This window comes from Marinobacter nauticus (assembly GCF_003634635.1).
Lineage (GTDB): Bacteria > Pseudomonadota > Gammaproteobacteria > Pseudomonadales > Oleiphilaceae > Marinobacter > Marinobacter nauticus.
Window position 1 is genome coordinate 43,456 of sequence record NZ_RBJB01000004.1, and the last position, 24,279, is coordinate 67,734.

The 24,279-nt window shown below is 60.3% G+C and carries 20 protein-coding genes; 12 read left to right on the forward strand and 8 right to left on the reverse strand.

The features are described from left to right. Positions 1–149: 149 nt before the first annotated feature. Genes C7436_RS11630 through gshB form a run of 7 tightly spaced genes read right to left on the reverse strand, consistent with a single transcriptional unit; the run spans position 150 to position 5,892 of the window. Positions 150–1,463, reverse strand: coding sequence for a dihydroorotase (locus C7436_RS11630; RefSeq protein ID WP_121207942.1), 1,314 nt, complete (start codon positions 1,461–1,463; stop codon positions 150–152). Beyond that, positions 1,460–2,479, reverse strand: a complete 1,020-nt coding sequence (locus tag C7436_RS11635; protein WP_022991331.1) for an aspartate carbamoyltransferase catalytic subunit — start codon at positions 2,477–2,479, stop codon at positions 1,460–1,462. Before C7436_RS11635 ends, C7436_RS11630 begins: the two co-directional genes overlap by 4 nt. A gap of 27 nt (positions 2,480–2,506) precedes the next feature. Continuing rightward, positions 2,507–3,019, reverse strand: a complete 513-nt coding sequence (pyrR, locus tag C7436_RS11640; RefSeq protein WP_121207943.1) for a bifunctional pyr operon transcriptional regulator/uracil phosphoribosyltransferase PyrR — start codon at positions 3,017–3,019, stop codon at positions 2,507–2,509. A 19-nt stretch (positions 3,020–3,038) separates the two neighbouring features. Continuing rightward, complete coding sequence (gene ruvX / locus C7436_RS11645) at positions 3,039–3,470, reverse strand: Holliday junction resolvase RuvX (RefSeq protein ID WP_011787166.1); 432 nt, start codon at positions 3,468–3,470, stop codon at positions 3,039–3,041. Continuing rightward, positions 3,463–4,029 carry a YqgE/AlgH family protein gene (locus C7436_RS11650; protein WP_011787167.1) on the reverse strand — a complete coding sequence of 189 codons (567 nt, stop codon included), beginning with the start codon at positions 4,027–4,029 and terminating at the stop codon, positions 3,463–3,465. The genes ruvX and C7436_RS11650 overlap by 8 nt, the downstream gene beginning before the upstream one ends. Next, a complete protein-coding gene (locus C7436_RS11655; protein WP_121207944.1) occupies positions 4,026–4,892 on the reverse strand; it encodes an energy transducer TonB in 867 nt (288 codons plus the stop codon). Before C7436_RS11655 ends, C7436_RS11650 begins: the two co-directional genes overlap by 4 nt. A 46-nt stretch (positions 4,893–4,938) precedes the next feature. Continuing rightward, a complete protein-coding gene (gene gshB, locus C7436_RS11660; RefSeq protein ID WP_011787169.1) occupies positions 4,939–5,892 on the reverse strand; it encodes a glutathione synthase in 954 nt (317 codons plus the stop codon). Positions 5,893–6,189: 297 nt separating this feature from the next. Between gshB and pilG the strand changes: the two genes are divergently transcribed. The 12 genes from pilG (at position 6,190) to C7436_RS11720 (ending at position 23,019) form a co-directional block, all read left to right on the forward strand. Continuing rightward, positions 6,190–6,582: a twitching motility response regulator PilG gene (pilG, locus tag C7436_RS11665; RefSeq protein WP_011787170.1), complete on the forward strand. Its 393-nt coding sequence runs from the start codon at positions 6,190–6,192 to the stop codon at positions 6,580–6,582. 33 nt (positions 6,583–6,615) lie between these two features. Next, positions 6,616–6,978: a twitching motility response regulator PilH gene (gene pilH / locus C7436_RS11670; protein ID WP_011787171.1), complete on the forward strand. Its 363-nt coding sequence runs from the start codon at positions 6,616–6,618 to the stop codon at positions 6,976–6,978. A gap of 20 nt (positions 6,979–6,998) precedes the next feature. Beyond that, positions 6,999–7,544, forward strand: coding sequence for a chemotaxis protein CheW (locus tag C7436_RS11675; RefSeq protein ID WP_011787172.1), 546 nt, complete (start codon positions 6,999–7,001; stop codon positions 7,542–7,544). Between the two features lie 93 nt (positions 7,545–7,637). Next, entirely contained in the window at positions 7,638–9,713 is a 2,076-nt protein-coding gene (locus tag C7436_RS11680) for a methyl-accepting chemotaxis protein (protein WP_011787173.1), read from the forward strand. 27 nt (positions 9,714–9,740) lie between these two features. Continuing rightward, positions 9,741–10,640 (forward strand): CheR family methyltransferase, encoded by a 900-nt coding sequence (locus C7436_RS11685; RefSeq protein WP_011787174.1) that lies wholly within the window; start codon positions 9,741–9,743, stop codon positions 10,638–10,640. Between the two features lie 11 nt (positions 10,641–10,651). Continuing rightward, entirely contained in the window at positions 10,652–18,271 is a 7,620-nt protein-coding gene (locus C7436_RS11690; RefSeq protein WP_121207945.1) for an Hpt domain-containing protein, read from the forward strand. Continuing rightward, positions 18,271–19,323: a chemotaxis protein CheB gene (locus tag C7436_RS11695; RefSeq protein ID WP_121207946.1), complete on the forward strand. Its 1,053-nt coding sequence runs from the start codon at positions 18,271–18,273 to the stop codon at positions 19,321–19,323. The genes C7436_RS11690 and C7436_RS11695 overlap by 1 nt, the downstream gene beginning before the upstream one ends. 11 nt (positions 19,324–19,334) lie before the next feature. Further along, positions 19,335–19,796: a chemotaxis protein CheW gene (locus tag C7436_RS11700; protein WP_011787177.1), complete on the forward strand. Its 462-nt coding sequence runs from the start codon at positions 19,335–19,337 to the stop codon at positions 19,794–19,796. A 68-nt stretch (positions 19,797–19,864) separates the two neighbouring features. Then, positions 19,865–20,356 carry a Fur family transcriptional regulator gene (locus C7436_RS11705; protein WP_011787178.1) on the forward strand — a complete coding sequence of 164 codons (492 nt, stop codon included), beginning with the start codon at positions 19,865–19,867 and terminating at the stop codon, positions 20,354–20,356. Next, complete coding sequence (gene znuC, locus C7436_RS11710) at positions 20,349–21,122, forward strand: zinc ABC transporter ATP-binding protein ZnuC (RefSeq protein ID WP_022991335.1); 774 nt, start codon at positions 20,349–20,351, stop codon at positions 21,120–21,122. The genes C7436_RS11705 and znuC overlap by 8 nt, the downstream gene beginning before the upstream one ends. Then, positions 21,109–21,921, forward strand: a complete 813-nt coding sequence (gene znuB / locus C7436_RS11715; RefSeq protein WP_041655189.1) for a zinc ABC transporter permease subunit ZnuB — start codon at positions 21,109–21,111, stop codon at positions 21,919–21,921. Before znuC ends, znuB begins: the two co-directional genes overlap by 14 nt. Positions 21,922–22,032: 111 nt before the next feature. Continuing rightward, on the forward strand, positions 22,033–23,019 hold the full coding sequence (locus C7436_RS11720; protein WP_121207947.1) for a PAS domain-containing protein: 987 nt from the start codon (positions 22,033–22,035) through the stop codon (positions 23,017–23,019). Between the two features lie 36 nt (positions 23,020–23,055). On the opposite strand, the gene C7436_RS11725 is transcribed toward C7436_RS11720, so the two are convergent. Further along, on the reverse strand, positions 23,056–24,138 hold the full coding sequence (locus tag C7436_RS11725; RefSeq protein WP_121207948.1) for a patatin-like phospholipase family protein: 1,083 nt from the start codon (positions 24,136–24,138) through the stop codon (positions 23,056–23,058). Positions 24,139–24,279: the final 141 nt, after the last annotated feature.

Sequence of the window (24,279 nt, forward strand, 5' to 3'; positions counted from 1 at the left end):
GTGACTGGCTCTCGTATTCTATGACCTGACCGTAGAGGGTCAGGTCATAGAATACGTTGGCTCAGGTGCCTGCCATCAAGGGTTTTTCAGCAAAACCGGCGAGTTCTGTGATGATGTCGACAGAGGCGGAGCCACCCCTGCCTCATTTTTCAAAGTGGTGTTCCGGGAGCCTGCCAGGCGGTGCGACCTGCCACCAGGGTGAGTTTCACCTCCCCTGGCAGGGCTCGTTCCAGAACCGGAGCGTGCCGCCCAGCCGACAGCAGCGTTGCTGCGGAAGGCTGCCAGTGGCCATCCGGGTCAAACAGACAAAGATCAGCAGCAGCCCCGGCCGTCAGAGCCACTTCCCGGCCCAGGACAGCCGCCGGGCCAGCGGTCAGTGCCCGCAGCAAATCCGGCAATTCCAACTCATGATTTTGTACCAGCTCCAGACCCAGGGACAGGACGCTTTCGATGCTCGACAGCCCGGGCTCGGTCGCGGGCAGAGGGGCCTGCTTGGCCGCGGAATCATGGGGCTGATGCTGACTCACAATTGCATCGATAACGCCGTCCCGCACGCCGGCCACCAACGCCTGACGGTCGGCTTCCCCGCGCAGGGGCGGCCGGACATGAAAACGACTGTCGAAACCGGCCAGGGCCGATTCGGTGAATGCCAGCTGGTGCATGGCAACATCGGCGGTAACCTTCACGCCGCGATCCCGGGCCTGGGCCAGCATCTCGACGCTGCGGGCACAGGACAGCTGGCTCAGGTGCAGGCGCACCCCGGTCTCTTCCGCCAGCAATAGCATTTCCATAACCGCGGCCGTTTCGGCCACCTCGGGGATACCCAGCAGCCCCAGACGCGTGGTGACCTGGCCATCATGGGCGTAGCCATCGGCCGCCAGTGCCGTATTTTCCGGACTGAACATCACGGTCAGTCCGAAGGTCTGGGCATAGGCCATACACCGGCGCAGAATGCGGGCATTGCGCACGCCCCGGGAACCATTGCCGACCGCCACGCAACCGGCTGCTTTCAGGCCTGCCATATCACTGAGCATATCGCCATCAAGGCCACGGGTGATGGCACCGATCGGCAGCACCCGAACCACACCTCGGGAGGCCACGCTGTCGAGAATCAGATTGGTTACGGCACCGGAATCATTGACCGGCGAGGTTTCCGGCGAGGCACAGACCGTGGCGAAACCGCCATGGGCGGCGGCCCGTGTTTCCGAGGCAATATTGCCCTTCTGGCCATTGCCCGGCTCCCGGAGATTACAGCACAAGTCGATAAAACCGGGCGCGATCACCTGCCCGGCGGCGTCCAGTGTTGCGGCGCTCTCGGCTGCCTGAGCCTGCTCTCCAACCGCCTCTATGCGACCATTGCGCACCAACAAGCCCGGGTTACTGATCAACCCCTTGCCCGGCTCAAACAACTGCCCGCCGGTCAGTTTCAGGCCGCCCTCATTCCAGTTCGCTGACGCTGTCATGCCCGGCCCTCCTGCTGTTCCTGCTGTCTTTGCTGACGCTCCGCCATCTGACCACCCATGGCCATGGACATCACCGCCATCCGGATAGCAATACCATTGGTGACCTGGTTAAGAATGACCGACTGGGGTCCATCGGCCACTGCCGACTCAATCTCAACCCCGCGGTTGATCGGACCAGGATGCATAACGATGCAATCGGGCTTTGCCAGCCCCAGCTTTTCCTGATTCAGCCCGTACAGACGGTAAAACTCACGTTCACTGGGTAGCAGGGCACCTTCCATGCGCTCCTTCTGAAGCCTCAGCATGATCACCACATCCAGGTCTTTCATGCCCCGGGCCATATCGTATTCCACGGTACAGCCAAGATCCTCGACATCTCTGGGCAGCAGCGTGCCGGGAGCAATCACCCGCACCTCTTCCGCGCCCAGCACATTCAAAGCACGAATCTGCGAGCGCGCCACCCGGGAGTGCAGCACATCCCCGACAATGGCGACTTTCAGGCCTTCGAAACGGCCCTTGTGCTGACGGATGGTCAGCATGTCCAGCATCGCCTGGGTGGGATGGGCATGGCGGCCGTCACCGGCATTGATGATGGCAACGCCGGGGGTCACACTCTCGGCTATGAAATGCGGCGCGCCGCTCTGAGAATGACGCACCACAAACATATCCGAAGCCATGGCCTCCAGATTAAGCAGGGTATCGGACAGGGACTCACCCTTGGAGGTAGCTGAGGTAGAAATATCCAGGTTCAGGACGTCGGCAGACAGGCGCTTGGCCGCGAGTTCGAACGTACTCCTGGTCCGGGTACTGGATTCAAAGAACAGGTTGACTACGGTGCGGCCTCTGAGTAAGGGCACTTTCTTGATACTTCTCTCTCCCACCTCAATAAAGGAGTCGGCGGTGTCGAGAATATCCGTGAGCAGTGGCTGGCCCAGGCCATCCAGCGTCAGGAAATGCCGCAACTGACCATCCCGGGTCAGCTGCAAGTGGTTCGGGGAAGGGTCGTTCGCGGTCATGGCTCGCCTGTTATCAGTTGGGAAGGTTTACTGCCCGGATTCCTGTACTTCAATGCGCAGTGGCTCGGGGCCACGCAGTTTCACTCGTTGATGGGCTTCCAGCGTCAGCAGGGCCCGTCCCACCACATCCGGCTGGATTGGTAGTTCCCTGGCGCCCATATCGATCAGCGTGGCCAGTATGATACTGGCCGGACGGCCGTAGTCGAATATTTCGTTCATGGCAGCCCGGATCGTCCGGCCACTCATGATCACGTCGTCGATCAGGATGATGTCCCGGCCTTCGGTATCAAACGGCAGACTGGACGGCATCACCCGGGGGTTCAGACCAATGCGACTGAAGTCATCCCGGTAGAACGAGATGTCCAGCTCTCCGAAAGGCTGGGCAATACCCAGGCGCTTCCCCAACACATCCGCCAGCCAGACACCGCCGGTCCGGATTCCGATCAGCACCGGGTCATCTACGCCACGCGCCTGGAGAATCTGACGCAGGCCGGATTCCAAGGTGTCGAGCAGCTGGTCTATATCAAGCAATGCGGTCATTACAGCCTCGTTTATCAGATCAGCCGGCCTGCTCCCGGCACCAGGTTTCCAGTATCAGCACGGCGGCACGGTCATCGACGCCGTGGCGGCCGAAATCGCGGCTGCCACCACCGGCCATCACCTCGCCCTTGGCTTCGTAGCTGGTGAGTCGTTCGTCCACCATTTCGACCGTGACATGGTAGCGGCCGTGCAAACGCTTGCCGAACTTGCGGGCCCGCGCGCACATCTCATTTTCGGTGTCATCCATATTCAGAGGCAGGCCGACCAGGACAATATCCGGCTGCCAGTCCGCCAGCAGCGCCTCGATCTGCTGCCAGTCGGGGATCCCGTCCCTGGCCGGAAGCATGGCCAGGGGCTGGCCGGTTCCGAGCATTTCCTGCCCTGACGCCACCCCGATACGCCGGGTGCCGAAATCAAAGGCCAGTAGTCGACGGTTACCGGGATCAGGCATGACCCACCGAATCACTGAGCTGGTTCAGATCAATGCCCATCAGGCGGAGTACCGCCTGGTAACGTTGGTCTGCCGGCGTGCGGAACAGAATGTCGGTGCTGGCAGGGCAGGTCAACCAGGCATTGCTGCCCAGCTCTTCCTCCAGCTGACCTTCGCCCCAGCCAGAGTAACCCAGTGCCACCAGAAACGACTCCGGCCCCTCATCCCGGCCAATGCTTTCCAGAATATCCCGGGAGGTGGTCAACAACACTTCGTCGGTGACTCGCGCGGTATTCTGCCACTGCCGGCCCGGCGAGTGCAGAACAAAGCCGCGCTCTGGCTGAACCGGCCCGCCGGTGTATACCGGCAAGTCCAGCTCCCCGCCGTGCATGTCGAGCTGCTCGAGGATCTCACCCAGGTGGATATCCAGCGGCTGATTAATCATCAGCCCCAGCGCGCCCTCTTCCGAGTGTTCGCAAAGGTAGATCACCCCACCGTGAAAGCGGGGATCAGCCAACCAGGGCGAAGCCACCAGGAAGTGGTGCCTGAGACTGCCTGTGGTGTCGTGTTCGGCCGTCATCCTGATGTAAGCCCCCGTCTCTGAAATGACCAGGTGCGTATGATTTCCAGTTCGTCCACGTCCTGACGCATTTCCTCCGGGAAAGGCGCAAACGGAGCGGCCATACGCACAATTCGGATTGCGGCATCATCCAGCACCGTGCTGCCGGAGGACTGTAGGATTGCCACTTCCTTGATTGTGCCATCTTTCTTCAGCGAAACCAGCATGCGCAGGGTTCCGTAGATGCCGGCCTGCCTGGCTTCGGTGGGATAGTTGATGTTACCCACCCGGGTCACCTTGCTCACCCAGTTCTGCACATACCAGGCGTTGCTGGACTTCAGGGTCGAGGCTGCCGTTACCCGCATTACCCGGGGTTTGCGGGCATAGGCCCGCTGCTGTGCGTCAAACCGCGCCTCCAGGCTGGCAATCTCCAGGCTGCGCTCCATCAGGCTCTTTTTCTCGCTCTGGGGCAAGGGCTCTTCCTGGGGCTCGGTTCGCTCCTCGGGCCTTGACGCCTGGCGCTCGGTGCGAGTCTCGGTCTGGACGACCGCCCGCTCCCGTTGCGGCTGAGGCCGGGTGGTGGTCTGTGGCTCGGGTTGCACCTGAGCCAGATCCGGCTGACTGATCTCGGAGGGATTGGGCGAGGTCATTTCCATGGCCTGCTCTTCCGAGCCACTGCCCTGTTGACTGGTCTGGGCCAGAAAATCGGCTTTCTCCGGCGCCTGCTCATCGTCGAACTGGGACAGGGTAATTTCCATGGTCTGAGCCGAAGACCGGGGCGATTCCGGGGCAAAGGTAATCCCCAACACCAACATGGCATGAACGGCCAATGCCATAAACAGGGTGAAGGAAAACCGATCGAAATCGCTAACCTGGGTTGCCATGACGGTTCCTGAGTCTCCTTGTGCGCTCAAAAGCTGTGATCGGTCTTCAGTCTCTGGCCAGACGTCGCTCGATGGCGTCCATCAGCATGCCGGCAATGTCGATGCCAAACGCCGCATCCAGCTCACGAATGCAGGTGGGGCTGGTGACGTTGATTTCCGTGAGATAGTCACCAATGACATCAAGCCCCACGAACATCAGGCCCTTTTCCTTGATCACCGGTGCTACCCGGGCACAGATCTGACGGTCACGCTCGGTCAGCTCCCGGCCCTCACCACGGCCTCCGGCGGCCAGGTTGCCGCGATTCTCACCGTGCGACGGAATGCGTGCAAGGGCATAGGGTACCGGCTCGCCCTCAATCAGCAGAATACGCTTGTCACCCTCGGTGATTTCGGGGATGAATTTCTGGGCCATGGCCTGATGGCTGCCGTAATTGGTGAGGGTTTCGATGATGACCCCGAGATTGGCATCGTTTTCCTTGACCCGGAATATCGAGCGGCCACCCATGCCGTCCACTGGTTTCATGATGATGTCACCATGTTCGGCATAGAATTCCCGGAAACGCTGGGCAGAGCGGGTCACGATGAGCGGCGGTGTCAGGTCTTCAAACTGGGTGGCAAACAGTTTTTCGTTGCAGTCCCGCAGAGTGGCCGCCGGATTGACCACCAGAGCGCCCTGCTGCTCCGCCGATTCCAGTATATAGGTGGCCATCAGGAACTCCCGGTCCACCGGTGGGTCCTGCCGCATCAGAATCACGTCGAGGTCACCCAGCGCACGATCCTGACTGGCGCCGAAGCTGTACCAGTTGTCCGGATCCATGTGCACAGTCAGCCCACGGGTGTGAGCCCGGGCCTGGCCGCCTGCGAGATAGAGATCCGGCAGTTCCATGTACTCGATTTCCCAGCCGCGTTTCTGGGCGGCATGCAGCATGGCCAGAGAACTGTCTTTCTTGAAGTGAATATCCTGAATGGGATCCATCACGATCCCCAGCCGGATTGTCATAGCGTCTCCTGGAACTGTCGGTAAGAAAACACGAACCGGTCAGCAGAGCGAACCGGTTATTAAGTGCTATGCTGAGAGGTCAGATGGTATTGTACCCGAGCCGCGAATGCATCCGGAGAAATCCGCAGATAAATCCGTGATGGCAGCGGCAGAAGTACATTTGGTCACAAACTAATACTTTTTATCCAGCCATGGATACTCTATAAATGAGCGGGGTTTATAGAACAACCTTAACGTTTGTGTTAAAACCCCCGTTCGAAAATAACGACAGTCGCTAGAGCGCAAGGCAGTTGGACAATGGATGACAACTTCGAGAACCTGAAGATCATGGTGATTGACGACAGCAAGACCATTCGTCGCACCGCGGAAACCCTTCTTAAAAAGGTTGGCTGTGAGGTTATCACTGCCACAGACGGCTTTGACGCTCTGGCCAAGATTGCCGACTCCCAGCCGGACATCATTTTTGTCGATATCATGATGCCCCGCCTGGACGGCTACCAGACCTGCGCACTGATCAAGAACAATTCCTCTTTTAAAAAGACGCCGGTTATCATGCTTTCGAGCAAGGACGGCCTGTTCGACAAGGCAAAAGGCCGAATCGTAGGCTCGGACCAGTATCTGACCAAACCGTTCAGCAAGGATGAGCTGCTTAACACCATCCGCCAATACATGCCTCAGGCGGAACAGTAACCCCTGCTGACACACAGAACCATCGAGGAAACCATGGCCCGCATTCTGATTGTTGACGACTCGCCAACTGAAGTTAAGAAGATTTCCACCATTCTGGAAAAACACAAGCACGAAGTGCTGACCGCAGATAATGGCGCCGATGGTGTGGCCAAGGCCCGCGCGGAAACTCCGGATTTGGTGCTGATGGATGTTGTCATGCCCGGCCTGAACGGCTTTCAGGCGACCCGCCAGCTGACCCGTGCGCCGGAAACCGCTTCCATCCCGGTTGTGATCGTAACCACCAAGGATCAGGAAACTGACCGGGTGTGGGGAACCCGCCAGGGTGCCAAGGGTTATCTGGTCAAGCCAGTTAACGAAGACGACCTGATCAAAACAATCAACAGCCTGATTGCCTGATCCCCAACCTTGGAGTACGCATGTCCGCCCAGGCCGCCCCTTTTGCCGTTCTGACGGATATCGCCCAGCGCAGCCGGTCCATGGCCGCCGGTCTGCCGGAACAACAGGAAGCCGTTGAACTCTGGAACGGCATCGGTTTTATTCTCTCGGGCGAACGCTACGTTGCCCCCATGGGCGAAGTTACCGAAATCCTGCATGTACCCCGGTTCACCCATGTTCCGGGGGTTCGGTCGTTCCTGATGGGAGCGGCTAATGTTCGCGGCCGCCTGTTACCCCTGGTCGATCTCGCCACCTTTTTCGATGTGCCCCGCTCTTCCCGCAGCCTGCGTGAACGGCGGGTTCTGGTGGTTGAGCAGGGCGACGTATTCAGTGGCCTGGTCGTCGACAGCGTACTGGGCATGCAGTACTTCGCCAAAGACAGTTTCAGGGCCACCCCCGACGGGGTGCCCGACAGCGTTCGTCCGTTTGTGAGCGGCGGTTACGAGCGTAATGAGGAGGTCTGGAAAGTGTTCTCAGCCACCGATCTGGTGGAAGACGAACGCTTTCTTGATGTTGCACAGTGGTAAGGGTGATGGTACTGGCAGGAACATCACCCTGACCGTCTGAAACCCGCTACACATACTTGCCATTTCCAGAAGAAAGAGGCCGGGAGCCAGAAAATGAAAAACAGAGCCGGAAGACTCAGTATGGGACAGGGAGGCAACAAACTGGTTGCCGGCCTGATCGCAGCGCTGATTGCACTTACCGTCCTGCTCGTTGTGGTGCTGTTCATCATTAACCAGGACAGTCAGCACGACCAGCAGTACATCGCCAACACCGCGGAAATGCGGGTACTCTCCCAGGAGATCGCGAAGAACGCGACCGAGGCCGCCGGTGGTACCGCCGAAGCCTTCGACCAACTCCGTCGTTCGCGGGATGAGTTCCAGCAGCTCTGGACCAACGTGACCGAGGGCAACCCGGAAACCGGCCTCCCGCCCAGTGAACTGGCCCAGCAAAGTGGCGTACAGGAACACTGGAACACCGTTCGTGAAAACGCCGACAGCATCCTCTCCACCCGTGATGCAGTACTCGGCCTGCACGAAGTAGCCCGGACCCTGAACGAAACCATTCCCCAGCTGCAGGTGGAATACGACGACATCGTTCAGATTCTGCTGGATAACGGTGCACCTGCCGAACAGATCTCTCTGGCCCAGCGTCAGTCGCTGCTGGCAGAGCGTATTGTCCGCTCCGTTAACAACGTACTGTCCGGTGACGAAGACGCTGTTATCGCGGCCGACCGTTTCGGCCGGGACGCCAGCCTGTTCGGCCGGGTTCTTGACGGCCAGCTCAACGGCAATCCCGCCATGGGCATCTCCCGCGTAGCGGACGAAGACGCCATCTATGGTCTGGAAGCGGTTGACGAGCTGTTCCAGTTCGTTTCCCAGAACGTAGACGCGATCCTTGAAGCCTCTCCCGACCTCTTCAAGGTTCGTACCGCCGCAAGTGACATCTTCCAGAACTCCGAGAACCTGCTGGCCGAACTGTCGACTCTGGCCGACAACTTCGCTACCCAGTCCAGTTCCCGTCTGATCAGCCCGACCCTGGCCTTCGCCATCCTGGCCGCCATGGTTGCGATTGTTGTCTTTATCGGTCTTGCCCTGTACCGCGACGCCCAGGAGCGTCTGGCTACCACCCAGGAGCAGAACGAACAGAACCAGAACGCGATCCTGCGACTGCTGGACGAACTGGCCGATCTGGCCGATGGTGACCTGACCACAGAGGCCACGGTAACCGAGGACTTCACCGGTGCCATCGCCGACTCCATCAACTACGCGATCGACCAGATGCGGGGCCTGGTACAGGCCATTCGTGGTACTGCGGTACGAGTAGCTTCCGCCGCCCAGGAAACTCAGGCCACGGCCATGCACCTCGCCGATGCATCCGAGCACCAGGCCCAGGAAATTGCCGGCGCCTCCGCTGCGGTTAACGAGATGGCCGTGTCCATCGACCAGGTATCCTCGAACGCCGCCGAATCCTCCGCGGTTGCGGAGCGGTCGGTTGCGATCGCGAAGAAAGGCGCAGAAGTGGTACAGAACACCATTCGCGGCATGGATAACATCCGGGAGCAGATCCAGGAAACGTCCAAGCGGATCAAGCGTCTGGGTGAATCCTCCCAGGAAATCGGCGATATCGTATCCCTGATCAACGACATTGCCGACCAGACCAACATCCTGTCCCTGAACGCGGCAATCCAGGCCTCCATGGCCGGTGACGCGGGTCGGGGCTTCGCGGTGGTTGCGGACGAAGTTCAGCGCCTGGCGGAACGTTCCTCTGCAGCAACCAAGCAGATTGAAGCCCTGGTTAAGACGATCCAGTCTGATACCAACGAAGCGGTTATCTCCATGGAACACACCACCGCCGAGGTGGTCCGTGGTGCCCGACTGGCCCAGGACGCGGGTATCGCCCTCGAGGAAATCGAGAACGTATCCATGTCCCTGGCGGAGTTGATCCAGAACATCTCCAACGCCGCCCGTCAGCAGTCATCCTCTGCGGCGCACATTTCCAACACCATGAACGTTATCCAGGAAATCACCTCCCAGACTTCCTCCGGTACCAACGCTACCGCGAAGTCTATCGGTAACCTGGCAGAAATGGCCTCCGAGCTGCGGTCCTCCGTTGCCGGCTTCACCCTGCCGGATGAGGAAATGGCCAATCAGGAAGAAGAGGAAAACAGCGACGTACCGGTGGTCAGCTGATCACCGGCCCGGGGCAGATGACGGTCTATGGCGCATACGCATAACCAACTGTCACCCGCCGAAGGCATCTGGTCACTGCGCCGTCTTCCGGATATGGACGACGCGCAGTTCAGCCAGTGGCAGACCTTGCTGGAGCACCGCACCGGCATAACCCTGACCACCGAACGGCGCTCGTTTCTGGAAACCAATCTTGGCATCCGGATGCGCGAAATCGGTTGCAGCAGCTACCAGGCCTATTACGAGAAAATCGTATCCGGCCCGGATGCTGTCAGGGAGTGGGCCACACTGGTAGACCGGCTCACTGTTCAGGAAACCCGGTTTTTCCGGGACCCGGACGCCTTCCGGCTGGTGGCGGATTATGTGCTTACCCGTCCCCGGGAACAGTTCAGGAAGCGGGCCCTGGAGGCCTGGAGTGTTGGCTGCTCCACCGGCGAGGAGCCTTACACGCTCGCGATGATCCTGAACGAGGGCATGGCTCAGTTGGGCGTGCAACCGCTCTTCGGCGTAACCGGCTCGGACATCAGTCAGCCGGCCATCGAAAAAGCGCGCCAGGGCCGGTTTAATGCCCGCAAGTTGCTGGGAATGGAAGAAGACCTGAAAGCCAGGTATTTCCGGCCCTCGGAGCGGAATACCGTAGAAATTGTGAACAGCATCCGTGACCGGGTGTGCTTTACCAGGCTCAATGTTCTGGATCTGGATAAAGCACCCATGCACGGGATGAACATTATCTTCTGCCAGAACCTGCTGATCTACTTCCGTCGCTGGCGCCGACGGGAGATCGTCAAACGGCTCGCAGAGCGTCTGGCACCGGGGGGGTTACTGGTGCTTGGCCAGGGTGAACTGACCGACTGGCAGCCACCGGGCCTGCAGAGGGTTCCCTCGGAACATGTACTGGCGTGGATCAAGCGCCAGTCCGACGAAGAATAACCGGAGTGGTTATGGGCAATCACCATGACAGCATCGCCCTCGACTGGGTTCGGGGAGAGATACAGGACACGCTGACCCAGGGCCAGCATGCACTTGAAGCGTATGTCGAGAATCGCGACGACACTGCGCGCCTGCGCTTCTGCCTGAATTACCTTCACCAGGTACACGGTACCCTGCAAATGGTGGAACTCTACGGTGCGGCATTGCTCACCGAAGAGATGGAAAAACTGACCCAGGCCATTCTCAACGAAACCGTGACCAGCGTTGACGATGCCGTCAACGTGCTGATGCAGGCCATTCTGCAGCTGCCACAGTATCTGGAGCACATTGGCAGCAGCAGCGATGACTTTCCCATGGTTCTGCTGCCGCTGCTCAACGATCTCCGGGCCGCCCGGGGCGACTCCCTGTTGTCCGACACCTCTCTGTTCAAGCCGGATCTCTCTGCTTCACAGATGAGGGTCAGCGGCAAGGTGTCTGAACGCCTGCACGATCCAAAAGTCCTGGGCCACCTGCGCAAGCTGCGCCAGATGTACCAGTTTGCCCTTGCTGGCGTGGTTCGCGAGGCGGACCTCGACGCCCATTTCGATTACATGCAGAAGGTAATCCAGCGGTTGGTGCGCCTGTGCCAGAAAACGCCCCGGGGCGAACTCTGGAAAGCGGCCAGCGCCTTTGTCGACACTCTGCAAGCCCGGGTCAACCCGGTGAACACCGCCGTCAAATCCCTGCTCAGGGAACTGGATTCCGAGATCCGCCGGCTCACCGACGAACATGCGGATATCCTTCAGCAGCCGGTTCCGGAAGCGCTGTTCAAACACCTGTTGTATTACGTCGCCCGCGCCCGGGATCTCGATCGCCCTCAGGTTCAGGCACTGCGTCAGGCCTATCAGTTGGATAGCGCCCTGCCCTCGGAAGACGACGTGGATGCGGCCCGCAACCGGGTATCCGGTCCAGGCCGGGACGCCATCCACTCCGTGGTCAGTGCCCTCAACGAAGAACTGGCTCGACTGAAAGATCAGCTTGACCTGTTTGTGCGGGCCGAATTTCGTCAGAACAGCGAACTGGACGAGTTACTGCCCGGCCTGCGTCAGGTTGCCAACACCCTGGCCGTTCTTGGTCTTGGCATTCCCCGGAAGGTCGTCACCGAACAGATTGAACTGGTAGAAAAACTCTGCCAGCAGGCCGAAGTGGTCGACGATGGCACCCTGATGGACATTGCCGGTGCCCTGCTTTACGTGGAGGCCAGTCTGGCTGGTCTCAACAGCGAGCGACGCCCGGAGCAGTCTTCCGGCTCGGCCGAGGAAGCCTCCGCCATCAACATGGGCTCCCGTGAACTCGGAGAGGCCAGCGAAGCGCTGATCCGCGAATCCCGGAATACCCTTGAGCAGGTTAAATCCGCCATCGTCAATTTCATTGCCTCCCAGTGGGATGCCCGTGAAATCGAACACGTACCCGGACTCCTGCACAGTATCCGTGGCGGTCTGAGCCTGGTGCCACTGGATCGCGTTGCCGATATGCTCGCCTCAGCCGAGCGTTACGTCACCGACGTACTGCTCAGCAACAAACAGGTTCCGGACTGGAAACAGCTCGACACCCTGGCCGATGCCGTTACCAGTATCGAGTATTACCTGGAGAGACTGGCAGATGGCATCAGCGATAACGACGCTATCCTGCGCGTGGCCGAAGACAGCCTCGCCAGTCTCGGCTTCCCGGTCGGACAGGAGCCCACCTGGAGCCTGACGGAAGAAACCGAAGAGGCCCCGGCTGAAGTACCCGTGGCTGAAGAACCTGAGGCCAGCGCCGAAGAGACCACCGCACCAGAGGCCAAAACCTCTGATGCCGAGCTGCTGGATGATGAAATCCTCGGCATTTTTGTTGAGGAAGCGGAAGAAGTTCTGCAGACCATCCACGAGTTCTATCCGAGGTTGCACCAGGATCACGACGATCGCGAAGCTCTGACTGAAGTTCGCCGGGCTTTCCATACCCTCAAAGGTAGTGGCCGCCTGGTCGGCGCCACCAGCATCGGCGAACTGGCGTGGTCGGTGGAAAATCTGCTCAATCGGGTCATCGACCAGACCATCAAACCGACCGATGACATGTTCACCCTGGTGGACCAGGTCAACGCCCGTATTCCTTCCCTGATTGAGGACTTCCGGAACGGCGAGACCGGTGGCGACGTCAACGAGCTGATTGAACAGGCTGAAGCGCTGGCAACGACCCGACGCGCAGAAACCGGACAGGCGGCCGGAGAGACCACAGGCGAAGCAGAAACTGCAGACGAGGCCGCCGCCGAGCACGAAATCGAAATTCCCGAAACGCCCGTTACCGCGCCAACGAGCGAAGTTGAAGAAGCGGACGACAGTGACGATCTCATTGATGACGAAATCCTCGAGATCTTTATTGAGGAAGCTGGCGAGGTACTCGACACCATTCGCGAATACCTGCCCATGCTGTTACGTCAGCACGATGACCGCAGTGCCCTGGCAGAAGTTCGACGGGCCTTTCATACCCTGAAAGGCAGTGGCCGGATGGTTGGCGCTACCGTGATCGGGGAGCTGGCGTGGTCGGTCGAGAACATGCTGAACCGGGTGATCGACGGCAGCGTGTTCATGAATGATGATATTGCCCAGCTGCTTCAGGATGTCACCGATTCGGTGCCGGCGCTGGTCACCGATTTTGAGAAACGCCAGGCGCCGAGCCTGAACACATCTGCCATGGCGGCGCGGGCCAATGCCCTGGCCAATGGCGAAATTCCCGATGCCACCGCCATGCCGCTGGTGGACACCGACACAGAGTCTGCAGAGGAAACAACGGCCGGTACCGTCACTCCGGAAGACAGCATTGAGTATGATGCCCTGCCCGGAGAAGACGAAGTGGATCCGGTGCTGCTGGATATCTTCGAGAACGAAACCGAAACCCATCTGCAGACCATCAAGGAATACCTGGAGGCTGCGGGCGACAAAGCCACCGCCGCCTACACGGACGATCTCTCTCGGGCGTTGCATACCCTGAAAGGCAGTGCCAACACCGCCGGTATCGCGCCAATTGCGGAAGTCATTACGCCGCTTGAGCGCTTTATCAAAGAATCCCGGGCTCAGAACAAACGGGCAGACCGCGACGTACTGGCGCTGATCAGTGATGCGGCGGGCTTCCTGACCCAAGGGCTTGCCCAGATTCGGGAGAATCCCCAGGCACCGCTGGCAGGCACCGACGAGTACCTTGAGCGCCTGCACCAGGTGTGTGAGCAGACACTCACCAGCCATGCCCAGGCAGACGACGAACAACCCGCCAGGAAATCGTCGTCACAGCTGGTACAGCTGTTCCTGGGTGAAGGGCTGGATATCGTTCTGGATGCCGAAAGCATTCTCGATCGCTGGTCTGAAAACCCGCAGCAGGACGAGGCACTGGCAACCCTCCGTGCCGAACTGGAGCAACTGACCCAGGGTGCGACGGACGCCAATCTGCCCGATGTTGCCGAACTGGCCGCCGCTTTGACCCGCACCTACACCGCGATTTCAGAGCAGGGCCTGCCGCCGGGCGATGATGTATTCCAGACCCTGCGCGCCGGCCATGAGCAGTTGATTAACATGATGGATCAGGTGGCGGCCGGGCTGGCTACTGAACCCAGCCAGGAACTGATTCAGGAACTCGAGGCGCTGGCACAGGCAACCGCAGCCGAGCCCGCAGAACCGGATGAGTTCGAGCAGCAGTTCACCGACGATCTGGAAGAGATCGACCTCAGCCTGGAAATGGATGAACTGGAGCAGGCAACAGAAGAACCTGAGCTGACAGAAACGCCGCCACTGCTGGAAACGTCTGAAGACGATCAGGCCATGGACGACGAGCTGGCAGCAATCTTCCTGGAGGAAGCCCGCGATCTGATTGACAGCACCGCGGAAGCCCTGCACAGCTGGAGCGAGGACACTTCAAACCTGGACCTCCTGCGGTTGCTCCAGCGTGACCTGCACACCCTCAAGGGTGGCGCCCGACTGGCCGACATTCCGGCCGTGGGTGACCTGTCCCACGAACTGGAAAACCTGTTTGAAGGACTGACCGAGCAGAAATTCTCGATCAATGACACTCTGTCTGACCTGTTGTTCCGCTGCCATGACCGGCTTGCCGGCATGGTCGAGGCACTTGAAGCCAGTGAGGCGCCGAGGCCCGCGCCGGATCTGATCACCGAGATTCATTCCTACATCGATGGCGCCCGCGGCACTCGCCCGGTAACCGATGTACACACCGAGGACTCTGCGGAGCCGGAAGACGAAGAGCTGACCCTGCCGGAGCCCGAGCTCGAGGAAAGCACCGAAGAAACTGAAGGTGCAGAGGAGGAAGAGCTCCAGGCCACCGATCTGTCCCATCTGGACCCGGAACTGGTGGGCATTTTCCTGGAAGAAGCCTACGACCTGATCAACTCCACCGGCAGTGCCCTGCATACCTGGAGCGAAGACCCCTCGAACCGGGAGGTTGCCGCCGAACTGCAGCGTGATGTGCATACCCTCAAGGGTGGCGCCCGCATGGCCGGAGTCGAGGCCATCGGCGATCTCACTCACGTGCTTGAGGATCTGTTCGAAAAAGTGGCCGAAGGCCAACTTGAAGCCAGCGGTCAGATGACCGACTTGCTGTTTGCCTGCCACGACCGCCTGGCTCAGATGGTAGAGCAGGTGGCGACCCAGAAGCCGTGCCCGCCAGCCGAAGAACTGGTGCATCAGGTTCAGGCCATTCTGCGCGGCGAATCCCTGCCTTCGGAGGCACCGCCGCAGTCAGAGCCGGGTGAGCGCGACGTTAGCGAACTGGAAGAACTGGAAATCAGTGAACAGCCGGCGGCAGAATCCGAAGAATCCGCGTCCAGCCTCAGCGAGAGCCTGGAGGACGCCACCGACGACGATCTGGTTGGCATCTTCCTGGACGAAGGCCTGGAAATCCACGAGGCCATTACCGAGTGCCTCGACCAGTGGCGTGAGGAGCCGGAGGAACTGGCTGGCATTACCCGCCTGCAGCAGGAACTGCACACCCTGAAGGGCGGCGCGCGACTGTCGGATGTCGACCCGATTGCGGATCTGGCCGAAGCCTGGGCCAACGCCCTGGACCAGCTGATTGCCGGCGACCGGGGCCAGTCGGCCATGCTTGGCCTGAGTGACCGCGCCGCGGCCAGCCTGAAATCCATGCTTGATGCGCTGGAAGACAGTCGCAAGCCCGATGCCGACACGGCCCTGATCGACGCGTTGCGCACTACCGCACCAGCGGAGGACACATCCGGAACAGAATCGCCACAGCCAGAAACGGCTGAAGCGGACTCCGTGGATCCGGAAGTGCTCGAAATCTTCCTGGAAGAAGCTGGCGAAATCATGGACCAGCTGGAGCAGCTACTCGATGACTGGCGTCGTGAGCCGGCCAATGAGCACTTCAACCGGGAAGCACAACGGGCATTGCATACCCTCAAAGGCGGCGCCCGTCTGTCCCAGCTCTCCGAGCTTGGCGACAAGGCTCATGCTTTCGAGACCCGCCTGATCGATCTGGGCGGTAACGCGCCAACCGAGGAGCAATGGCAGGCCATCACCGGCGATCACGATGCCATCATCGCGCTGGTGGCGGATATCCGCAAACGCTTTGAATCCGGCGCACCGACACCTGCCCCGCAGCCGGAGAAAGCACCCGAACCGGTTCGCGAAGAACCCGCGCCGGTGCCAAAGGCCTCCACTGCGGAGCCAGCCCCGACCAAACCGGTTCCGGCACCTGCGAAACCGGAGAAATCCGCGGCCCAGGCGCGCAAGAAAGCCGCCGATGCACAGAGAGCCGCCCAGGAAACCATTCGGGTATCGGCACCGCTGCTGGATGAGCTGGTTAACCTGGCCGGTGAAACCAGTATTACCCGCGGTCGCCTGGAGCAACAGAGCAGTGATTTCAGTTACACCCTGGACGAAATGGCCGCCACCATCGAACGTCTGCGGGAACAGCTGCGGCGCATGGATATCGAAACCGAAGCGCAGATCCTGTTCCGGGCCGAGCAGGAGCACGGGCCAGACTACGGCGACGATTTCGATCCGCTGGAAATGGACCGCTACTCCTCCATCCAGCAGCTGTCACGGGCCCTGAGCGAATCCACTTCGGACCTTGCTGATTTGCGTGAAACCCTGTCCGAGCGGGTTCGGGACACCGAAACCCTGCTGGTTCAGCAATCACGAATCAATACGGAACTCCAGGAAGGTCTGATGAAGACCCGGATGATTCCGTTCTCCTCCATGGTGCCCCGTCTGCGCCGCATCGTGCGCCAGATCAGTGGCGAACTCGGCAAGAAAGTCGATTTCGACGTACGCAATGCTGAAGGGGAAATGGACCGGAACATTCTGGAGCGGATGGTCGCGCCGCTTGAGCACATGCTCCGCAACGCGCTGGACCACGGCATCGAAACGCCGGAAGACCGCACCAAGGCAGGCAAACCGGCCACAGGTGAAGTGGTTCTGTCCCTGACCCGGGAAGGCGGTGATGTGGTGTTGAGGATGATGGACGACGGTAAAGGCATTCCGTCCGACGTTATCCGCGACAAGGCCGTTCGCCAGGGCCTGATGCGCGCCGACGAAGACCTCTCGGAAAGGGAAATCCTGCAGTTCATTCTGCAGCCGGGCTTCTCCACCGCCCAGCAGGTTACCCAGATTTCCGGTCGTGGCGTGGGCATGGACGTGGTTGCCAGCGAAATCAAACAGCTCGGCGGCAGCCTCGACATCGATTCCGCCCTGGGCCGTGGCACCACCTTCACCGTACGCCTGCCGTTCACCGTGTCGGTCAACCGGGCATTGATGGTGTCCACCGGGGAAGATTTCTACGCCATCCCGCTCAACACCATCGAAGGTATCGTCCGGGTCAGCACCTACGAGCTGGAAGAGTACTACAAGCCAGACGCCCCCATGTACGAGTATGCCGGCCAGCAGTATCGCCTGCAGTACCTGGGCAGCCTGCTCAACAGTGACCACCAGCCCAAGCTTCAGGGCCAGGCTCTGCCACTGCCGGTCATTCTGGTGCGCGGCGCGGAGCAGCCCATGGCTCTACAGGTGGACCAGCTGATGGGTAGCCGGGAAATCGTGGTTAAATCCCTCGGGCCGCAGTTCAGTTCCGTCCGGGGCGTTTCCGGTGCCACCATTCTCGGTGACGGCAACGTGGTTGTGATTCTCGACTTGCCGGCGATGATCCGCTCCGACATCCTGTCCGAACGCCAGCGCCTGGCGAATCTGGAAAAGGCACGGGACAGCGCCCGCTACGAGGAAAAAGCCACGACGGTTATGGTGGTGGACGACTCCGTTACGGTGCGCAAGGTGACCTCCCGTCTGCTGGAGCGCAATGGCATGGAAGTGGTGACCGCCAAAGATGGTCTCGACGCCGTTGCCCAGCTTCAGGACCACCGGCCGGACATCATCCTGCTCGATATCGAAATGCCCCGTATGGATGGTTTCGAAGTGGCCAGCTTTGTGCGCCACGACGACAACCTGAAAGATACGCCGATCTGCATGATCACCTCGCGGACGGGCGAGAAGCACCGGGAACGTGCTCTGGCCATCGGGGTCAACGAGTACCTTGGCAAGCCGTTCCAGGAAACCGAGCTGCTTGACACCATCAAGCGGCTGACCGGGAACCGGTGATGGCCGGCCCTCACGGCCGGCCTGGCGTCGGGATTGTGTCCGATGTGGTGCTGCAACGGCATCGGCTGCAGGCGGCGACCGGAAAATTTGGCCTGGACGTCAGCTTCTCGGGAGATCCCGAGCGGCTGATGGACTACCCGGTGTTTCCGGACGCGGCGCTCTGGCTGGTGACCCTGGAAGACGAAGCGGATCACCCGGCACTGTTCGAGCATCTGCTGGAAAATACAGAAGCACCGGTCTTATTCGGCCTGGACCAGGCTCCCAAGCCCGGCACCACGGAATACTTTCGCTGGGAACGCCGGCTGCTCGACAAGCTGGAAAAACAGCTCGGGCATCTGGAGCAGCTGGATACCGCCAACGACATTGAAGAGCTGGCCGAGACCACGCCAGATGCGGTGGACGCGCCGACGCTGCCACACTGGATAACTCCGGCGGCGCCGGGTTCGGTGGCTGAGGAAGTCTGGATTCTCGGAGCCTCGCTGGGCGGTCCTGCAGCGGTGAAGACCTTTCTCGATCACCTGCCGCCAAGGCTACCGGTCGGGTTTATCTATGCCCAACATATTGATGGCAATTTTACCGAAGTCCTCACCCGGGTTCTGGGCCGGCACGCCCACTATTCGCTGAAGCGGGCCGAGGAGGGCTATCGGGTACGCAATGGCGATGTGGTGCTGATGCCGGTAGAAAGAGAGTGGTGCTTTGATCGCCAGGGCCAGCTGACGGAACAGAATCATCCCTGGCCGGGCCCTTATGGCCCATCGATAGATCAGGTGTTGCTGAACGTGGCGGATCACTATGGCAAACACTGCCATGCCATCCTGTTTTCCGGCATGGGCAACGACGGCGCTATCGCTGCACCCATGCTGAAGGCCTATGGCAGCCGCATCTGGGTTCAGGAAAGCACCAGTTGTGGTAACAGCTCCATGCCCGATTCGGTGGCCGCCACCGGCTGCGCCAGTTTCTGTGGCACTCCAGAGCAACTGGCCAGGGAACTGGTAAAAGTCATTGAGAACAACTGCCTGCTCAAGGGCCGGCAAAAACGGGATTCCGCCTGAGGTAACAAGCAATGAGTGAAAACAGCCAATCCCTGTCCTGCGTCATGATACCGGTCTCGGACCGCCAGCTCCTGCTGCCCAACGTCTCCATTGCCGAGGTGGTGGATTTCACCAGCAACGATGCCGGCGCCAATACACCGGACTGGCTGGCCGGATTCCTGGACTGGCGCGGGCTCACACTGCCGGTCATTTCCTACGATGCCGCCAACGGCAACAAGCTCACCATCCCTGGTGACAACCGTGGCCGCATCATTATCCTCAATACCATCGGCCCGAATCACCAGAGCACCCCGTTCATGGCCCTGGTCACCCAGGGCATTCCCAGCCAGGCGCGCCTGATGGAAGACCAGATCCGACAACTGGACGGCGACCCCGGCCCTGCGGACCTGATGCAGGTGGAAGTAGACGGCGAGCCAGCCTGGATCCCGAATCTGGAATACCTGGAATCCCTGGCCGTCGACGCACATCACTGAGCCTCCGGTCGGCATGGCGTGGCCGCCTGCAAATGTTATAATGTTGCAAATTTTGCAGGATCCACGCCATGCCGGAACGCGCACTTCCCTACCGTCCCCATAACCATCAGGCCTGTGTCGCCCAGGCGTTGTCCGATGCCCATGCCATCTGCCGCGATGAAAACGCCCGCCTGACTCCGATCCGTGAACGGGTACTGGAGTTGATCTGGCAATCCCACAAGCCGCTGGGCGCCTACGATATTCTGGCCAAACTGTCCTCGGATGGACATAACGCAGCCCCCCCCACGGTCTACCGGGCCCTGGACTTTCTGCTTCAACATGGACTGGTTCACCGGATTGCCTCGCTCAACGCCTTCGTCGGCTGTGCCCATGCCGGTGAACATCATCGCGGTACTTTTCTGATCTGCCGACAGTGCGGCACGGTGCTGGAACTGGCCATGCCGGAACTCAATCAGGCCATCGAATCCGCGGCGCGCGCGGAAGCCTTCCTTCCTGACGACGTTACCCTCGAAGTGGCTGGTCTCTGCCCTCGCTGTCAGGGGGAGCAAACGAATGACTGACCCCCTGGTCCGGCTAGAACAGGTTACGGTGGCATTTGACGACCGGCCAGTGGTTGATCGGGTCAACCTGACCGTGAGCCGGGGCGATATCGTCACCATCATCGGCCCGAACGGTGCCGGCAAAACCACGCTGATCAAAACCGTTCTGGGGATTCAGCGGGCGACCAGCGGTCAATTATCGGTGGCGCCCGGCCTGGTGATCGGTTACGTACCCCAACACCTGACTCTGGAGCCCACTCTGCCACTGAGTGTCCGGCGCTTCATGCTGCTCAGCGGACGTGCACTGTCAGACTGCAAGGCAGCGCTGGAAAGGACCGGGGTCGCGCATCTACTGGATGCGTCCGTCCACCACCTGTCCGGCGGCGAAAAACAACGACTGCTGCTCGCCCGGGCACTGGCCCGGAAACCCGATCTGCTGGTGCTGGACGAACCCGCCCAGGGGGTCGATATCAATGGCCAGGCCACACTCTACGATCTGATTCGCCAGCTTCGGGATGAGCTGCACTGCGGTATCATCATGATCTCCCATGATCTGCATCTGGTGATGGCGGCCACAGACCGGGTTATCTGCCTTAATCAGCACGTATGTTGCAGCGGATATCCGGAGGATATTTCCCAGGACCCGGCTTTTGTGGAAACCTTCGGTCATCAGGTTGCCGAGTCTCTGGCGGTCTACCACCACCATCACAACCATCGCCATAACCTCCATGGCGATGTGGTCTCTACCGCGGACGCCCACGAAGGTTGCAGCCATGACCATCATTGATGCGGTGCTGGGCGACTTCTTCTGGCGGGCGCTGCTCGGCGGCCTGGGCGTGGCTTTGGTGGCCGGTCCCCTTGGCTGCTTCGTAGTCTGGCGTCGCATGGCCTATTTTGGAGATACACTGGCCCATTCGGCCCTGCTGGGCATCGCGCTTAGTTTTCTGATCAGCGTGCCTTTGAATCTGGGTGTGGTGATTACCTGTGTGCTCATTGCGCTGGCCCTGGTGCTGCTGTCCCGGACCCGCACCCTGGCTACCGATACCCTGCTCGGCATCCTGGCGCACAGCGCGCTGGCCATTGGCCTGGTAACCCTGAGCTTCATGCCGGATGTCAGGGTGGACCTGACCGGCCTGCTGTTTGGCGATCTGCTGGCCATGACCCGACAGGATCTGGTCTGGATCTACGGTGGCGCCGCCTTTGTCCTGTCTTTGCTGGCGCTGCTCTGGCGCGGCCTGCTGATGAGCACCATTCATGAGGAACTGGCACGGGTAGAAGGGATTCCGGTGGAACGCCTGCGGCTGGCGTTGATGCTGATGTTTTCGCTGGTGATTGCGGTGGCCATGAAGATTGTCGGCGTCCTGCTGATTACCGCCCTGCTGATTATTCCGGCCGCAACCGCACGCCGACTGGCCCACAATCCCGAACACATGACCGCCCTGGCAGTGGTCTTCGGGGTGGTGGCGGTGTCCGGCGGACTGACCCTGTCCTGGTACCTGGACACGCCGGCCGGACCATCGGTGGTGGTCACTGCATTTCTGGTGTTCCTGATGGTGTATGCAGGTGCCCGCCAGAGCCGGCACTGACCGTCCGCGCCACCAGTCAGCACAGGGCGGCGCCTGAATTGCCGGGCCGGTATTGCTGGTCTAAAGTTAGGCGGTATCCGAGCAGCAAATGCCTCGCGGGAGCACACCAGCATGGACAGCGACCTTCGTAACACACCCGGCACCCGATTCCGGCTCTGGCCGGGTCTCTGGATGCCTGGGGTTATCCTGGGTATCGGCATACTGGTGTCAGTGGCACTGGCCAACACCCTGGCGCGAACTATCGCTGACCTTGGTCTTGAGGCCTACCATGCCAGGCATCAGGCTCTGGTTGCGACGATCGCAGCCCGACTACAACACACGCCGGGGCAGCAATTGCCTGCATCGCTAACCTCAGCTTTGGCGACAGATCTGCCCGAGGGCCTGCAGCTTCGAATCGATACTCTCGCCAGACACACCAAACAGGCTGTGCTGGAGCTCGGCAACGTAGACGAGCCCCGGGATTCCGAGGCCCTGCGTACCGAGCTGACACTGCCCGGCAGGCACTGGATGGTCACCACCACGCCCAGCGCAGGGTGGATAGACCGGGCCTCGAACCAGGCGCGCTGGCAGATTCTTACTGCAGGTGCCGGTATCTCGGTACTCGCAGCCTTACTGATGCTGGTCGCCTGCCGTCGACTGGCCATCCGCAATGCCAGAATCCGGCAGCAACAGGCACAACTCGATCGCAATCAACAACAGATTACCAATCTGCAGGTGGAGAAGTCTGTGCTCCGGCATGCGCTGAACGACAGCGAAGCAAGAAGCCGGGATCTGGTCCGGCTGGGCGGAGCGGTAATCGTCGAACTGGATCACCAGGGACGCATTGGGTTTGTGTCCGCCCAGATTGCCGACGTGCTCGGTCGCGCGCCCTCCGACCTGACCGATCAGCCGTTTGAACAACTGGTATCCGAACAAGACCGCAGCCGGTTCCGGGAAAGCCTGGACAGCGCCCGCAGCGAGGAAGACCTGACCCGAACCGACCTGGCACTGATCGGGGCCGAGGACGCCCGGCCAGTGCGGGTATGTCTGCGCCTGAAACCCATCAAGGATCCCGTCCACGGCATTACCGGCTTTCGGCTCAGTGCTACGCCGGACTAGGGCCCGCATAGACGGCCAGCGCGATCTACCAGCGACTCACAAGGGCTGAATCCGGTCCAGCAGCCGCCCACTCTCAACCAGCTCAAGAAACTCATCACCCAACCTGTCACTCTCCAAGATCGCTCGACGCCAGGCTCGTTCGCGACCGGCATCATCGCCGACGTAATTCTCGAAGTCCTTTCGATCCGGCAGTTTGCGATCCGGCAGGGTTGCCAGGTAATCCGGTGACGGCGATACCAGCACGACATCCTGCAGTCGACTGGCATCGCCCCGACGCCAGGGCAAGGTTTTATCGAACCAGCCGGGAACCACACGATCCGTAAAATGCGGATAGAGGATAATGCCAGGCTGCTGGTAAGGCAGGTCGAGGTGATAATCGAGCAGTCCGCCATCCCGGTATACACCCTCTGGCGCGCCCGGAATATTGCGGACTCCGGACATCACCAGAGGAATGGAAGCGGACGCCAGCAGGGCCGGCAACAGGTTATCCCGGCTCAGGGGCACTTCATGACTGGGGAAATCCACCAGGCTTGAGACCGGCGCGCGGCTCCGGGCATCGTGCACAATGCCACGTTCCATAAAACGACCCAGGTGCCGGCGGCTGACCATGTTGGCGCTGATGGCCCGCATCAACCCGAGGCTCAGCCTGCCACGGGTATCGTGTTGCAACAGGCCAAGACTCCGCACTACTACAATGCTCAACCGGTACCAGGGATGGCTGAGCAGAAAGTCTTCCCGCCCCCCCAGCAGCTCCTCCAGAAACAGTATGCTTTTGCGGGAGATTTCCGCAGCGCTGACGCCTTTGGCAAATCGCTGACTGGTGTACAGCTCGGCCAGGCGGGCCAACTGGGCCTTGGGATCATCAGAAGAGGCAATGGCGGCAAACCGCCAGCTGCCGATGGAAGATCCGATCAGAGCCCTTTCCTGGGGAGCCTGCGGCAACCAGTCACCAAAAATGGCCTTGTCCAGGCCACTGATTCCCAGCGCCTTCGGGCCACCGGCTGCCCCCGGAATCACGTGAACATCTTCGGGCCCCAGCGGTTTTTGCTGCAGGCGCTGCAAAGCCCGGCGTCCTGCTCGGATGGTCAGTGCGGGCTTCCGGCTGTGAATAGCAGTCATTCCTTTCTCCCCTGAAATGTCCGGCGAGTGTATCCGACCGACCGGAGGTGGCCAACTGAACAGAATTCATGACGGCCATGTATATTCTGAATAACAAATGTCTCCAGAATAGTTTTTGCGAATACCGTCAATCCGTGGTTT

Coding starts and splice junctions, on each gene's coding strand:
- C7436_RS11630 (WP_121207942.1), bottom strand. CDS start 1,463: ATGACAGCGTCAGCGAACTGGAATGAGGGCGGCCTGAAACTGACCGGC.
- pilH (WP_011787171.1), top strand. CDS start 6,616: ATGGCCCGCATTCTGATTGTTGACGACTCGCCAACTGAAGTTAAGAAG.
- C7436_RS11635 (WP_022991331.1), bottom strand. CDS start 2,479: ATGACCGCGAACGACCCTTCCCCGAACCACTTGCAGCTGACCCGGGAT.
- C7436_RS11650 (WP_011787167.1), bottom strand. CDS start 4,029: ATGACGGCCGAACACGACACCACAGGCAGTCTCAGGCACCACTTCCTG.
- znuC (WP_022991335.1), top strand. CDS start 20,349: ATGACTGACCCCCTGGTCCGGCTAGAACAGGTTACGGTGGCATTTGAC.
- C7436_RS11705 (WP_011787178.1), top strand. CDS start 19,865: ATGCCGGAACGCGCACTTCCCTACCGTCCCCATAACCATCAGGCCTGT.
- C7436_RS11655 (WP_121207944.1), bottom strand. CDS start 4,892: ATGGCAACCCAGGTTAGCGATTTCGATCGGTTTTCCTTCACCCTGTTT.
- C7436_RS11725 (WP_121207948.1), bottom strand. CDS start 24,138: ATGACTGCTATTCACAGCCGGAAGCCCGCACTGACCATCCGAGCAGGA.
- gshB (WP_011787169.1), bottom strand. CDS start 5,892: ATGACAATCCGGCTGGGGATCGTGATGGATCCCATTCAGGATATTCAC.
- znuB (WP_041655189.1), top strand. CDS start 21,109: ATGACCATCATTGATGCGGTGCTGGGCGACTTCTTCTGGCGGGCGCTG.
- C7436_RS11700 (WP_011787177.1), top strand. CDS start 19,335: ATGAGTGAAAACAGCCAATCCCTGTCCTGCGTCATGATACCGGTCTCG.
- ruvX (WP_011787166.1), bottom strand. CDS start 3,470: ATGCCTGATCCCGGTAACCGTCGACTACTGGCCTTTGATTTCGGCACC.
- C7436_RS11695 (WP_121207946.1), top strand. CDS start 18,271: ATGGCCGGCCCTCACGGCCGGCCTGGCGTCGGGATTGTGTCCGATGTG.
- C7436_RS11720 (WP_121207947.1), top strand. CDS start 22,033: ATGGACAGCGACCTTCGTAACACACCCGGCACCCGATTCCGGCTCTGG.
- C7436_RS11675 (WP_011787172.1), top strand. CDS start 6,999: ATGTCCGCCCAGGCCGCCCCTTTTGCCGTTCTGACGGATATCGCCCAG.
- C7436_RS11690 (WP_121207945.1), top strand. CDS start 10,652: ATGGGCAATCACCATGACAGCATCGCCCTCGACTGGGTTCGGGGAGAG.
- pilG (WP_011787170.1), top strand. CDS start 6,190: ATGGATGACAACTTCGAGAACCTGAAGATCATGGTGATTGACGACAGC.
- pyrR (WP_121207943.1), bottom strand. CDS start 3,019: ATGACCGCATTGCTTGATATAGACCAGCTGCTCGACACCTTGGAATCC.
- C7436_RS11685 (WP_011787174.1), top strand. CDS start 9,741: ATGGCGCATACGCATAACCAACTGTCACCCGCCGAAGGCATCTGGTCA.
- C7436_RS11680 (WP_011787173.1), top strand. CDS start 7,638: ATGAAAAACAGAGCCGGAAGACTCAGTATGGGACAGGGAGGCAACAAA.